General features: G+C 67.8%; 10 protein-coding genes. 2 read left to right on the top strand and 8 right to left on the bottom strand.

Translation table 11 applies throughout. The annotated features are described in order from the left end of the window. Nucleotides 1–65 precede the first annotated feature (65 nt). The 8 genes from AC1D2E_RS20810 to xdhA form a co-directional block, all read right to left on the bottom strand. Complete coding sequence (locus tag AC1D2E_RS20810) at nt 66–1,229, bottom strand: BMP family ABC transporter substrate-binding protein (RefSeq protein WP_478199153.1); 1,164 nt, start codon at nt 1,227–1,229, stop codon at nt 66–68. A 50-nt stretch (nt 1,230–1,279) separates the two neighbouring features. Continuing rightward, nucleotides 1,280–2,200 (bottom strand): ABC transporter permease, encoded by a 921-nt coding sequence (locus tag AC1D2E_RS20805; protein WP_478199152.1) that lies wholly within the window; start codon nt 2,198–2,200, stop codon nt 1,280–1,282. 163 nt (nt 2,201–2,363) lie between these two features. Further along, nucleotides 2,364–3,515, bottom strand: a complete 1,152-nt coding sequence (locus AC1D2E_RS20800) for an ABC transporter permease (RefSeq protein WP_478199151.1) — start codon at nt 3,513–3,515, stop codon at nt 2,364–2,366. Beyond that, entirely contained in the window at nt 3,508–5,049 is a 1,542-nt protein-coding gene (locus AC1D2E_RS20795) for an ABC transporter ATP-binding protein (RefSeq protein WP_478199150.1), read from the bottom strand. Before AC1D2E_RS20795 ends, AC1D2E_RS20800 begins: the two co-directional genes overlap by 8 nt. Before the next feature lie 39 nt (nt 5,050–5,088). Beyond that, on the bottom strand, nt 5,089–6,408 hold the full coding sequence (locus AC1D2E_RS20790; protein ID WP_478199175.1) for an NCS2 family permease: 1,320 nt from the start codon (nt 6,406–6,408) through the stop codon (nt 5,089–5,091). 126 nt (nt 6,409–6,534) lie between these two features. Then, nucleotides 6,535–7,488, bottom strand: coding sequence for a LysR family transcriptional regulator (locus AC1D2E_RS20785; RefSeq protein ID WP_478199149.1), 954 nt, complete (start codon nt 7,486–7,488; stop codon nt 6,535–6,537). Between the two features lie 65 nt (nt 7,489–7,553). Next, nucleotides 7,554–9,977: a xanthine dehydrogenase molybdopterin binding subunit gene (gene xdhB / locus AC1D2E_RS20780; RefSeq protein ID WP_478199148.1), complete on the bottom strand. Its 2,424-nt coding sequence runs from the start codon at nt 9,975–9,977 to the stop codon at nt 7,554–7,556. A 161-nt stretch (nt 9,978–10,138) separates the two neighbouring features. After that, a complete protein-coding gene (xdhA, locus tag AC1D2E_RS20775; RefSeq protein ID WP_478199147.1) occupies nt 10,139–11,734 on the bottom strand; it encodes a xanthine dehydrogenase small subunit in 1,596 nt (531 codons plus the stop codon). 336 nt (nt 11,735–12,070) lie between these two features. Between xdhA and AC1D2E_RS20770 the strand changes: the two genes are divergently transcribed. Then, a complete protein-coding gene (locus AC1D2E_RS20770; RefSeq protein WP_478199146.1) occupies nt 12,071–12,739 on the top strand; it encodes a dihydrofolate reductase family protein in 669 nt (222 codons plus the stop codon). Between the two features lie 147 nt (nt 12,740–12,886). Further along, complete coding sequence (locus tag AC1D2E_RS20765) at nt 12,887–13,027, top strand: DUF7661 family protein (protein WP_478199145.1); 141 nt, start codon at nt 12,887–12,889, stop codon at nt 13,025–13,027. The last annotated feature ends 718 nt before the right edge of the window (nt 13,028–13,745 follow it).

Genomic DNA, 13,745 nt, shown 5'->3' with positions numbered 1-13,745 from the left:
CAGAGCCGAAATGAAAAAGGGTTGCCCGAGGACAACCCTTCGCACCGGAAACCCGGTTCGTCGCCTTACTTCTTGTCGCCGCCCGGCACCTTGCCTTCAACGCCCTTGACGTAGAAGTTGACGCCGCTCAGGAACTTGTCGTCGGCCACCGCGCCGGCGGCCACCAATTCCTTGCCGTCCTGGTCGACGATCGGGCCCTTCCAGATCGAGAAGCTGCCGTCCTTCAGGCCCTTCTTGACTTCATCGATCTTGGCCTTGGCCTCGGCCGGCACGTCCTCGGCGATCGACACCAGGTCGATGGCGCCTTCCTTCACGCCCCACCAGGTCTGGCCGGTGGTCCACTTGCCGTCCAGCATGTCCTGGGTGGCCTTGGTGTAGTACGGCGTCCAGTTGATGATGGCCGAGGCCAGGTGGGCCTTCGGGCCGTAGGCGGTCATGTCYGAATCCCAGCCGAARGCGCGYTTGCCCWTTTYYTSGGCGGTCTKCAGCACSGCCGGCGAGTCGGTGTTCTGGAACAGAACGTCGGCGCCGCCGTTGATCAGCGCGGTGGCGGCCTCGGTTTCCTTCGGCGGGCTGAACCATTCGTTGACCCACACCACCTTGGTCGAGATCTTCGGGTTGACCGACTGCGCACCCAGCGTGAAGCTGTTGATGTTGCGCAGCACTTCGGGGATCGGCACCGAGCCGACCACGCCCAGCGTGTTGCTCTTGGTCATCGAGCCCGCGATGACGCCGGCCATGTAGGCGCCTTCGTAGGTGCGGCTGTCGTAGGTGCGCATGTTCTCGGCCGTCTTGTAGCCGGTGGCATGCTCGAACTTGACGTCCTTGTTGTCGGCCGCGACCTTGAGCATCGGCTCCATGTAGCCGAAGGTGGTGCCGAAGATCAGCTTGTTGCCCTGGCTCACCATGTCGCGGAACACGCGCTCGGCGTCGGCGCTCTCGGGCACGCTCTCGACAAAGGTGGTCTTGATCTTGTTGCCGAATTCCTTCTCGATCGCCTTGCGGGCGTTGTCGTGCGCGAAGGTCCAGCCGCCGTCGCCGACCGGGCCGACATAGGCGAAGGCGATGTTCAGCGGTGCCGCGGGTGCGGGTGCAGCGGCGCTCGGGGCCGCGGGCGCGGCGGCCGGTGCAGCGGCTTCTTCCTTCTTGCCGCAGCCGATGAGGGCGGCCGAAGCGACCGCGGTCAGGGCAGCCAGCTTGAGCAGGGAACGCTTGTTCAGGTCATTCATTGTTCGAATCCTCGAAGGACGGGTTGGCGGAGAAACAAAAGGAAACGCGATTATGAGCCGGGGTAGAAGGGTTTCCCAATCGAGGCCGGCATGTTGACACGGATAAACGCCGGGTTGCGCGAGATCAGGGCCAGCACCACGATCGGCGCGATGTAGGTCAGCATGCTCAGGAACTGGCTCGGGATGTTGACCCCCGTGCTCTGCAGGTGGAAGCCCAGCATCGAGACGCCGCCGAACAGGTAGGCGCCGAGCAGCACCCGCACCGGCCGCCAGGTCGCGAAGGTGGTCAGCGCGAGCGCGATCCAGCCCCGGCCCGCGACCATGCCCTCGACCCACAGCGGCGTGTAGACCGTCGACAGGTAGGCGCCCGCCAGCCCGCACAAGGCACCGCCGACGATCACCGCCAGGAAGCGGATGCGGCGCACCGGGTAGCCCAGCGCATGCGAGGACTCGGGCGATTCGCCGACCGAGCGCAGCACCAGCCCGGCGCGCGTGCGATAGAGGAACCAGATCAGGCCAATGGTCAGCAACACGGCGAAATACACCATCGGATGGTGGCGGAACAGGGCCGGGCCCACCAGCGGGATGTCGCCCAGTACCGGCAGCGCGTAGGACACGCTCTCGGGCAGCTTGGCCTGCACGAAGTTGATGCCCGCGAAGGCCGAGAAGCCGACCCCGAACAGGCTCAGCGCCAGCCCGGTCGCGTACTGGTTGGTGTTGAGCCAGATCACCAGCACGCCGAAGAAGGCCGACAGCAGCGCCCCGGCCGCCATCCCGGCCAGGAAGCCCAGCCAGGTGTTGTGCGTGACCACCACCGTGGCGAAGCCGGCGATCGCGGCGCACAGCATCATGCCCTCGGCGCCGAGGTTCACGATGCCGGCCTTCTCGTTGATCAGCAGGCCCAGCGCGGCGATGGCCAGGACCGTGCCTGCGCTGAGCGTGGAGCCGAGCAGGAGTGCGTAGCTTTCCATCATGCCTCCCGACGGGCCGCCCCTAGGGAGGCATGCGCCCCCGAGGGGCTGAGGACCGCGGCTCCGAGCGTGCCTGCGCACGCTTGGACGGGCCGAAGGGCCGCCGCGTCTCGCGGCGACTCGTTCAGCGAATACACGAAGTGATGAGCGTGGGGGTTCATGGTCATGCGGCTCCTTCGGTGGGGCGAGCCACCGGTGCGGTCAAGGGTGTGCTGGCTTGCAGCGACCCCGTCCCCTCGGTCGAGGCGATGGTCCTGGCCGTCGACTTGCGCTTGATCCGGTAGGCGATCAGCGTGTCGCAGGCCAGCAGCGTGAACAGCAGCAGGCCCTGGAACACGCCGGTCAGCGATTTCGGCAGCCCGAGGCGCGACTGGGCGAGCTCGCCGCCGATGTAGAACATGCTCATGAGAATGGCGGAGAAGATCATGCCGACCGGATGCAGCCGGCCGACGAAGGCCACGATGATCGCCGCGAAGCCGTAGCCCGCCGGCACATAGGGCGTGAGTTGGCCGATCGGGCCGGCCACTTCGAGCGCGCCCGCCAGGCCGGCCGCGCCGCCTGRGGTGAGCAGCGCGATCCAGACCGCGCGCCGGGCCGAGAAGCCGGCATAGCGCGCCGCCGCCGGCGCCAGCCCGCCGACCTGCTGCGCGAAGCCGGCCCGGGTGCGGAACAGGAACACCCACAGCGCCGCCGAGCCGGCCAGCGCGATCAAGAGGCCGATGCTCACGCGCGAGCCCTTCATGAGGCGCGGGATCTGGGTCACGGCCTCGAAGGTCTTGGTCTGCGGGAAGTTGTAGCCCTGCGGGTCCTTCCAGGGCCCGTAGACCATGTAGCCCAGCAGCAGCACCGCGACGTAGACCAGCATCAGGCTCACGAGAATCTCGTTGGCGTTGAACTTGTCGCGCAGGAAGGCCACGATGGCGGCCCAGAACATGCCGCCCAGGATGCCCGCGACCAGGATCGGGCCCACGATCCAGCCGCCGGTGGATTTGTCCGCCAGCAAGGCGACCCCGCCGGCCGCGAGAGCGCCGAACACGAACTGTCCTTCGGCGCCGATGTTCCAGACGTTGGAGCGGAAGCACACCGCGAGGCCGAGCGCGATGATCAGCAGCGGCGTCGCCTTGACCATCAGTTCGCCCAGCGCGTAGCCGCTCTTGATCGGCTCCCAGAAGAAGACCGCCAGGCCCTTGACCGGGTCCTTGCCGAGCAGGGCGAACAGCACCATGCCGATCAGCACGGTGACCAGCAAGGCAAGGATCGGCGAGCCATAGCTCCAGAAGCGGGAGAGCTGCGGGCGGGGTTCGAGCTTAAGCATGGGCCACCTCCGAGGAAGACTTGGCGGCGTGTGGCGGGGCGTCCCAGAGGCCGCTCATCCACTCGCCGATCTGCGGCACCGTGGCGGCGGCGCGATCGATCGAGGGCGACAGGCGGCCCTTGGCGATGACGTGCAGGCGGTCGCAGATCTCGAACAGTTCGTCGAGTTCCTCGCTGACCACCAGCACCGCGCAACCGGCGTCGCGCAGCGCCAGGATCTCGCCGCGGATCAGGGCCGCGGCGCCGACGTCGACGCCCCAGGTCGGCTGCGAGACGATGAAGATCTTCGGGTCGGCGTCGATCTCGCGGCCGACGATGAACTTCTGCAGGTTGCCGCCCGAGAGCGAGCGCGCCGCCGCGTTCGGCCCGCCGGCCTTGACGTTGAAGCGCTGGATGATGCTGCTCGCGTGCTGCTGCAGCGCGCCGGTGCGGATCCAGCCGCCCTTGCCGACCGCGTTGCTGCGCGTCAGCAGCATGTTCTGCGCCAGTCCCAGCGTCGGCACCGCGCCGCGGCCCAGCCGCTCCTCGGGCACGAAATGCAGCCCCAGCGCGCGCCGCCGGCGCGGCCTGAAATGGGCCGCGGGCTGGCTGAAGACCTCGATCATGCGGGCCTCGGCCCGGGTGTCCTCGCCCGACAAGGCGTAGAGCAGCTCCTTCTGGCCGTTGCCCGAGACACCGGCGATGCCGACCACCTCGCCGGCCCGGACGTCGAGCGAGATGCCGTCGAGGTCGACCCCGAACTGGTCCTCGCGCGCCAGGCTCAGGCCCTTGACCCGCAAGGCCACGCCGCCGACCTTCACCGGACGGTGCTGCAGCGGCGGCGGCTCGGCGCCGATCATCAGCCGCGACAGCGATTCGTTGGATTCGTTCTGCGGGTTGCAGACACCCGTGACCTTGCCGCCGCGCAGCACGGTGCAGGCGGTGCACAGCTCGCGGATCTCATGCAGCTTGTGGCTGATGTAGAGGATGCTGCAGCCCTCCGAGGCCAGCTTCTTGAGCACCACGAACAGCTTCTGGACCGCCTGCGGCGTCAGCACCGAGGTCGGTTCGTCGAGGATCAGCAGCTTGGGGTCGGTCAGCAGCGCGCGGATGATCTCGACCCGCTGCATCTCGCCGACCGACAGCGTGTGGACCGGCCGCGCGGGGTCGATGTCCAGCCCGTATTCGGCCGCCTTGGCCTCGACCCGGCGCGCCACCTCGGCCAGCGCCAGGCTCTTTTCGAGCCCGAGCCAGACGTTCTCGGCCACGGTCAGGGTGTCGAACAGGCTGAAGTGCTGGAACACCATGCTGATGCCGAGCGCCCGCGCCTCCTGCGGGTTGCGCACGTTGGCCGGCTGGCCGTTGAACATGACGCTGCCTTCATCGGGCTTCACGGAGCCGTAGATGATCTTCATGAGCGTCGATTTACCGGCGCCGTTCTCGCCGAGGACCGCGTGGGTCTCGCCGGGTTCGACCGTCAACGAGACGTCGCTGTTGGCGACCACCGCGGGATAGCGCTTCGTGATGTGCGCGAGCTGGAGTCTGTGGATTGTCATGCCTGTGCCTGGCCTTTGGGTTTTAGCGACGCATTGTCGTCAGTGTCCGCCGATATAGATGAACTTGAACAGGAAAACGCCGCCGATCAGCCACACCATCCAGTGCACCTGCCGTGCCTGGCCGGTGAACAGCTTCAGCACCGCGTAGGTGATGAAGCCGAAGGCCAGGCCGTTGGCGATCGAATAGGTGAAGGGCATGGCCAGCGCCGTGACCGCCGCCGGGATCACCTCGGTCGTCTCGTCCCAATCGAGTTCGGTCAGTTCCCTAAGCATCAAACAGGCCACGAAGAAGAGCGCGGGCGCCGTGGCATAGGCCGGCACCGCGCCGGCCAGCGGCGAGATCACCAGGGCCGCCAGGAACAGGACCGCCACCGTCAGCGCCGTGAGGCCGGTGCGCCCGCCCGCCTGCACCCCGGCCGCGCTTTCCACATAGGCGGTGGTGCTGGAGGTGCCGAGCAGCGAGCCCGCGAAGATCGCGCCGCTGTCGGCCAGCAGCGCCTTGTTGAGCCGGTCCATCTTGGCCGGTACCAGCAGGCCGGCGCGGCGCGCCACGCCCATGAGGGTGCCGGTGGCGTCGAACAGCTCGACCAGGAAGAACACCAGGATCACGTTGAGGATGCCGCCCGAGAGCGCGGACTTGATGTCCAGCTGCAGGAAGGTCGGCGCGATCGACGGCGGCGGCGCGAAGACGCCATGGAACACGTTGCCGCCGAAGAAGAAGGACAGCACGGTCACCGCGATGATGCCGATCAGGATCGCGCCCGGCACCTTCAGCCGGTCGAGCACCACGATCAGGAAGAAGCCGATAGTCGCCAGCACCACCTGGGGCGTGTGCAGGTCGCCGAGCGTGATGTAGGTGGCCTTCGAGGGCGCCACGATGCCGGCGCTCTTGAGCGCGATGATCGCCAGGAACAGCCCGATGCCGACCGTGATCGCGATCCGGATCGAATGCGGGATGCCCCGGATGATCAGCTCGCGCAGCTTGAACACCGTGACCAGCAGGAACAGGCAGCCCGAGACGAACACCGCGCCCAGCGCCGCCTGCCAGGTGAAGCCCATCTGGCCGACCACCACGTAGGCGAAGTAGGCGTTCAGGCCCATGCCCGGCGCCAGCGCGATCGGGTAATTGGCGTACAGCGCCATGATGCCGGTGCCCAGGGCGGCGATCAGGCACGTGGCGACGAACACCGCGTCCTTCGGCATGCCCGCGTCGCCGAGGATCGACGGGTTGACGAAGATGATGTAGGCCATCGTCAGGAAGGTGGTGAGGCCCGCCACCAGCTCGGTGCGCACCGTGGTGCCGTTCTCGCTGAGCTTGAATATCCGCTCGGCCCAGCCGCCCGCGGYAGGCCGCGGCATGAGGGCGCGCTCATCGAGCTCGAGCACTTGTTCTGTCCGGTTCATCGCTGTTGTCTCCGTCTCGTTTCTTGGGGTCCGTGGCGTTCCTGTCCGTGTCGCGACGCCGGCGCGAAATCTCGAATCGGTCTATTCGGGCGCCGGCGCGGTGGGGGGCGGCCGCAGCGACGCCGCCACCGCCTTGGTCCGCTCGCGCAGCCAGCGCGCCGAGCTCGACGAATGGGTGCGCTCGTGCCACAGCTGGTAGTACATGAGGCGCGGCAGCGGCACCGGGCAGTCGAGGATCGCGACCGGCAGCCGGTTGACGAAGCGCTCGCAGTACTGGCGGCCCGTGGTGAGCACCAGCAGGCTCGACGCGACCATGTCGGGGATCAGCCCGAAGTGGGCGCAGCGCGCCATGATGTTGCGCTGCCGGCCCATCTCGTCGAGCATCTGGTCGATGATCCCGCGCGCGCCCGGGTGCAGCGGCGTCGGCGCGATGTGCTCGGCCGCGAGCCAGCTCTCGAGGTCCCAGCCGCGGCGCACCGCCGGATGGTCCTTGCTGACCAGCGAGACGATCTCGTCGCCGAAGAGGCGTGCGATGTGCAGGTCTTCCGGCGGCTTGAGCCAGTTGCCGATCACCAGGTCGACCTGCCCGAGCGACAGGTGCGCGTGGTAGTCCGTGTCGGAGGACAGCGGATGGATCTCGATGTGGCACAGCGGCGCCTGGCTCTTGATCTGCGCCACCAGCATCGGCAGGAACTGCGGGTCCATGTAGTCGCTGGCGGCGATCCGGAAGGTGGTGGCCGCGGTCTGCGGATCGAAGCCGCGGGCGTCGCTGAACAGGACCTCGGCCGAGCGCAGGATGGCGGCCGCCGGCTCGATCATGCGCAGCCCGGCATCGGTCGGCACCATGCCCGAGCCCGAGCGCACCAGCAGCGGATCGCCCGAGAGCTCTCGCAGCCGCTTCAGGGCGGCCGAGACGGCGGGCTGGTACATCCCCAATCGGATGGCGGCACGCGAGACGCTGCGGTCGGTCAGCACGGTGTGAAGAACCCTGATGAGATGAAGATCGATCTTGTCGAGAAGCGCCTGGTCTCTCATGTCTGCCCGCCATGGTCTGGAATGTGCGGGCAGTTATACAGCGCGGCAATCACATGAAAAGGCCCTCAGGCGCCGGCCTGCACCGCGGTGATCGCGCGCAGGATCGCCTCGCTGGTGGCCGGCGCCCGCAGCGGCGGGTCGACCTTGTGGTCGCCGGCCGCCGACACCGCATCGCGGATCGCGAAGAAGACCGAGAACGGCAGCAAGAGCGGCGGCTCGCCGACCGCCTTGCTGCGGTGGATCGAGTCCTCGACGTTCTGGCCCTCGAACAGCCGCACGTTGAACACCGGCGGGCAGTCGTTGGCGGTCGGGATCTTGTAGGTGCTGGGCGCATGCGTGGTCAGCAGGCCGGTCTTGGGGTGCCAGACCAGCTCTTCGGTGGTGAGCCAGCCCATGCCCTGGATGAAGGCGCCCTCGACCTGGCCGATGTCGACCGCCGGGTTCAGCGACTTGCCGGCATCGTGCAGGATGTCGGCGCGCAGCAGCTTCCATTCGCCGGTCAGCGTGTCGACGATCACCTCGCTCACGGCCGCGCCGTAGGCGAAGTAATAGAACGGCCGGCCGAACATCCGGTCCTTGTCCCAGGAAAGGCCCGGCGTGGCATAGAAGCCGTCGGACCAGAGCTGCACGCGGTCGAGGTAGGCCTCGCCGACCACCGTGCCGAAGGGCAGCGTGCGGCCGTTGACCTCGACCTTGTCGTTGGCGAAGCGCACCTGCGAGGCGTCGCCGCCGTGGCGCGCCGCGGCGCAGGCGGCCAGCCGCTCGCGAATCTGCCGCGCCGCGTCCTGCGCCGCCTTGCCGTTGAGGTCGGCGCCGGTCGAGGCGGCGGTGGCCGAGGTGTTGGCCACCTTCTGGGTGTCGGTGGCCGTGACCCGCACGCTCTCGAAGCTGACGCCGAGCTCGTGCGCCACCACCTGCGCCACCTTGGTGTTGAGGCCCTGCCCCATCTCGGTGCCGCCGTGGTTCACGAGGATCGAGCCGTCGGTGTAGACATGGACCAGCGCGCCGGCCTGGTTGAAGTGCTTGACGTTGAACGAGATGCCGAACTTGAGCGGCGCCAGCGCGATGCCGCGCTTGAGCACCGGGCTCCTCGCATTGAAGGCGGCGATCTCCCCGCGCCGCGCGCGGTAGTCGCTGCTGGCCTCCAGATCGGCCACCAGCTCATGGATGATGTTGTCGCTGACCGTCTGGCCGTAGGGCGTGACGTTGTTCTCGCCCTTGCCGTAGAAGTTGACGCGCCGGACGTCGAGCGGGTCGCGGCCGAGTTCGCGCGCCACGCTGTCGAGGATGTTCTCGATCGCGATTGCGCCCTGGGGCCCGCCGAAGCCGCGGAAGGCGGTGTTGCTCTGCGTGTGGGTCTTGCCCGAGTAGCCGTGCATGGCGACGTCGGGCAGCCAGTAGGCATTGTCGAAATGGCACAGCGCGCGCGTCATCACGGGGCCGGACAGGTCGGCCGAGTGGCCGGCGCGCGAGACCATCGAGATCTCGGCGCCGAGGATGCGGCCCTCGTCGTCGTAGCCGACCTCGTATTCGTACCAGAAGCAGTGGCGCCGGCCGGTGATCATGAAGTCGTCGTCGCGGTCCAGCCGCAGCTTGACCGGGCGCTGCAGCTTGGCTGCAGCGATCGACGCCACGCAGGCGAACAGCGCCGACTGCGATTCCTTGCCGCCGAAGCCGCCGCCCATGCGCCGGCACTCGACGTGCACCTCGTTCGCCTGCAGGTGCAGGGCATGCGCCACCAGGTGCTGCATCTCGCTCGGATGCTGGGTCGAGCAATGGACATGCAGCGCGCCGCCCTCCTTCGGGATCGCGTAGCTGATCTGGCCTTCGAGGTAGAACTGCTCCTGGCCGCCGACATCCAGCTGCGCCTTCAGGCGATGCGGCGCCTTGGCGATCGCGGCCTGGGCGCCRCCCTCGTTCGTGCTGCGCACCAGGTGCATCGGCGGCACGACGTACTGGCCCCTGGCGTGCGCGTCCTGCGGGGTCAGCACCGGCGGCTCGGCCTCGATGTCGAGCGCGTCCCTGGCGCCGGCCGCGGCACGGCGGGCGGCGTCGCGCGTCTCGGCGATCACCGCGAACACCGGCTGGCCCAGGTAGCGGATGTCGCCGCTGCAGAGGATCGGGTCGTCGTGGACGATCGAGCCGCAGTCGTTGCTGCCCGGGATATCGGCCGCCGTGAGCACGGCGACCACGCCCGGCATCGCGCGGATCGCGTCCAGCCGGAGGCCCTTGAGCCGGCCATTGGCCACCGGCGACAGGCCCAGCGCGCAGTGCAGCGTGCCGGCGAGCTCGGGAATGTCGTCGATGTAGGTGGCTTCGCCGGCCACGTGCAACGCGGCCGACTCGTGCGGCCGGCTGATGCCGACGCGGGCGCCGCCGTCGTGCGCCTCGGCCTCGGCCTTGGCGTCGATGCGCGCGGCGGCATTGGTGAGGTAGTCGGCGAAGGCCTCGGCCGACTGGAACAGGCTGGGATCAAGAGGTTTGTTCATGTCAATGCTCCACTACGCGATCGCGCGACCCGCGACGCATGAAACCGGCGCAGCCGAGGCGGGAGACACCGCGGAACTGGCTTTGCCAGGCCGCTGGTGTCGCCCCCTTGAGGGGGTACTCGGCTACACGAAGTGAGCCGATACGGGGGTGGGCTTTCATCTCAGGCTCCTTGCACGGCGTCGAGGGCGGCATGGGGCATCACGCTCCAGACGCTGGTGGCTTCCACCGGCAGCGGGTCCTGGGTGCGTGTTTCCAGCCACAGGCGCTGCAACAGGTTCTGCGCCACCTGCAACCGGTAGTCGGCGCTGGCGCGCATGTCGGTCAGCGGCGTGAAATCCTGCGCCAGCGCGCGCTTGGCGGCATTGACGCTGCCCTGGGTCCAGGGTTTTCCGGCCAGGGCGGCCTCGGCCTGGGCCGCGCGCTTCACGGTCGCGGCCATGCCGCCGAAGGCCAGGCGGATCTCTTTCACCACCTCGCCGTCGAGCGCGATCGAGAAGCAGCCGCACAGGGCCGAGATATCGCAGTCGAAGCGCTTGCTGATCTTGTAGGCGCGCACCTGGCGCCGGAGCGCGGCGAGCGGCACCGCGAGGCCCTGCACGAACTCGCCGGGTTCGAGGCGGTTCTTCATGTAGTCGACGTAGAACTCGGGCAGCGGCATGCGCCGCACGCGCTCGCCGCGGCGCAGTTCGATCTCGGCATCGAGCGCCATCAGCACCGGCGGCGAATCGCCGATCGGCGAGCCGTTGGCGACATTGCCGCCCATGGTGCCGGCATTGCGGATCGGCGGCGAGGCGAAACGCAGCCAGACATCGGTCAGGCTGGGCAGGCGTTGCGCCAGCGCTCGGAAGGCGTTCTCGAGCGAGGCGCCGGCACCGATGTAGAGCTCGGCCGTCGTGCCGCTGCCGCGCTCCTCGACCACCTTCATCTCGGCGACGTCGCCGACCGAGATGATGTCGCCGAGGTCGCGGAACTGCTTGTTGACCCACAGGCCGACGTCGGTCGAGCCGGCGAGCAGCTGGGCGGCCGGCTTGGCCTCGCGCAGCGCGGCGAGCTCGGCCAGCGTGGTCGGCGCGTGGAAGTGGTCGATGCGCTGGCCCAGGGGGGCGGCGTAGTCGAAGGTGTTGTCGTGCTTCAGGCTGGCGAGCGCCGCCACCACGGGGGCGGTGTCGAGCCGCACGCCGGGCAGGTCGAACATGCGCTGGCCGGCGTCGAGGATCGGCCGGTAGCCGGTGCAGCGGCAGAGGTTGCCCGACAGCTCGTCGGCCAACTGCTGGCGGGTCGGCTGGGTGCCGCCTTCCTGGTGGTGCTCGTAGGTCGCCCACAGCGACATCACGAAGCCGGGGGTGCAGAAGCCGCACTGCGAGCCATGGCAGTCGACCATCGCCTGCTGCACCGGATGCAGGCGCTGGACCGAATGCTTCTCGTGACGGGTGGCGTCGTGTCCGTGGCCGCACTGCGCCTTCAGGTCCTCGACCGTGAACAGGGCCTTGCCGTGCAGCGTCGGCAGGAACTGGATGCAGGCATTGACCGTCGCGAGGCGCAGGCCGCCGACCGCGCCCTGCTCGCCCGGCTCGGCCAGCTCGCCGATCACCACGGTGCATGCACCGCAATCGCCCTCGTTGCAGCCCTCTTTGGTGCCGGTGCAGCGGGCATCCTCGCGCAGCCAGTCGAGCACCGAGCGGGTCGGGTGGACGCCGCTGACATCGACGATGCGGCCGCGATGGAAGAAACGGATCGGTTGGGTGCTCGGGGTCATGCTGGTTTCTCGTGGGGCTGCGCTGCTGACGATCAAAAAACGGGCCAACTGGAAGTTAGTCCCTGGCGACGCCGGATGCATACGGCCGGCACCATAGCGCCTATGTGGACGCTGGTATGTGACGCTGGGGAAAACCCTGGGGTCGGAGGCTATTGTGAGCCTGGGCGGTGCCGGTATCCAGGCCTGTATCCGTGGTCCGTTCGACGTTCCGGGGGCCTGAACGGCAGGCATGTGGCATTCTTGAGCCGGGCCGCTGTCGCACCAGTGGACCTCGCTCGTCGTGGAGATGGCACAGCCATCGTCCATGCCCAAGCTCCCAACCCTCGGAGTCGCTCCATGAGAAAGCTCATCGCATCCACCTTCGTCTCACTCGACGGCGTCATGCAGGCGCCGGGCGGCCCCGAGGAAGATCCTGGCGGCGGTTTCGCCTTCGGCGGCTGGACGTTCAACCACTGGGACGAGGCCATGGGCCGCTCCATGAACGGCTTCGACGGCAAGGACCGCGAGCTGGTGCTCGGCCGCAGGACCTACGAGATCTTCGAGGCGTACTGGCCGTATCAGCCGGCCGACAACCCGATCGCGCAGACGCTCAACGCGGCCAAGAAGCACGTGGCCTCGCGCACGCTGAAGAAACTGCATTGGAACCACTCGACGCTCCTGCACGGAAACGTCATCGCGGCGGTCGCGGCGCTCAAGTCAGAGGCGGGACACGACCTGCAGATCATCGGCAGCGGCAACCTGATCCAGACGCTGCAGGCCGCATCGCTGATCGACGAGTACAACGTGTGGACCTTCCCCGTCGTGCTCGGGCGCGGCAAGCGGCTGTTCGAAGCCGGCGCGAAGCCCGGCGCGCTGCGGCTCGTCGCTTCGCAAGCCTCGGCCACCGGTGTCGTGATGAGCACCTACGTGCCGGCCGGCGACGTCCCGCTCGGATCGCTTGCGCAGGCCGAGCCGAGCGCGAAGGAAGTCGAGAGGCGCGCGAAGCTGGCGCGCGAGGTGAGCTGAACGCGTCGGTGCCAGGCATTTCCCCGACCGGCTGCTGTCGGGCCAGCTGCGGACCTCGCCAGGCCCCCGCAGTTCGCGAACACCCTGCGTTGCCGCGGCGACCTGTGAGGCGCCGCCCGCTCGGGCTACAGTTGGCCGGGAGTCGAGATGACGAAGTACATATTCAATGTTTTCGGCCGAATCATGGCCATCGAAAGAGTCGAAGGCCGATGGAACAGCTACTGGATGGGGATGGACGCCAACGAACGGCGATGTCGTCGAAGTCGTTTCCAGGCAGGTGTAGCGTGACGGCCAGCCATTGGAGAGCCGCAGAACGGCGCCGACCGGCTACAGGCAGAAGTCGACTTTCGTCCATGGCACACAATTCATCGAATGCACGGGGAAAGCCGAACTATCCAAGGACCCTCGCATCGGCGCATGCGTCGCAGGAGTTCATTCAGTGAGACCACTCGAGCTGCTAAAGGTTGAAGAGCGATTTCAGCTCTCGGGCAGCCGCATCGACGAACTGCTTCCGCATCGCTGGCAGCACAGCTGACAACTTGCTCACGCAGGCTGCCGCATGCGCGGCCCTCGTCAAGATGTGTTCGCCGCGTGCTTACGGAGAAGCGAGTAGCGCACGCAATTTGTCGTAAGAGATGCCCGCCACGGGACGTCCGCCGAAGTTGCACGCCAAGCTGCCCAGCAAGCCGATCTGGAGACCGTGATTGGCGGGCCGTGCAGGCCGATTCAGGTTCTTGCCAGTCATCTCGCTCCCATCGGGGTAGCGTCAGCTTGCGAACGATCGGCGAACGATGGCGCAGTAACTTCGGCCAGCTTCATCGATGATCAAACCAACCCACAGGAAGGAACAAGCCATGAATTCTTCTCGCCATCATTCCGCCGGCCCAAGAAGGCTCTTGACCGCTGCATTCCTTGGCTTCGCCGCTCTCGTCCACCAGCATGCGCTCGCTCTCGAAATCAACGATGGCAGCGTCTATTTTTGTCCGTCAATGACAACTGCGGCGGG

The organism is Variovorax sp. P1_H2 (assembly GCF_056405295.1).
The sequence above is the reverse complement of the archived record's forward strand: the minus strand, read 5'-3'. Positions and strand labels throughout refer to the sequence as shown.

Bases quoted from the DNA above. Each gene is read 5' to 3' on its own strand.
- xdhA (WP_478199147.1), bottom strand. From the start codon at position 11,734: ATGACCCCGAGCACCCAACCGATCCGTTTCTTCCATCGCGGCCGCATC.
- AC1D2E_RS20770 (WP_478199146.1), top strand. From the start codon at position 12,071: ATGAGAAAGCTCATCGCATCCACCTTCGTCTCACTCGACGGCGTCATG.
- AC1D2E_RS20795 (WP_478199150.1), bottom strand. From the start codon at position 5,049: ATGACAATCCACAGACTCCAGCTCGCGCACATCACGAAGCGCTATCCC.
- AC1D2E_RS20805 (WP_478199152.1), bottom strand. From the start codon at position 2,200: ATGGAAAGCTACGCACTCCTGCTCGGCTCCACGCTCAGCGCAGGCACG.
- AC1D2E_RS20785 (WP_478199149.1), bottom strand. From the start codon at position 7,488: ATGAGAGACCAGGCGCTTCTCGACAAGATCGATCTTCATCTCATCAGG.
- AC1D2E_RS20765 (WP_478199145.1), top strand. From the start codon at position 12,887: ATGACGAAGTACATATTCAATGTTTTCGGCCGAATCATGGCCATCGAA.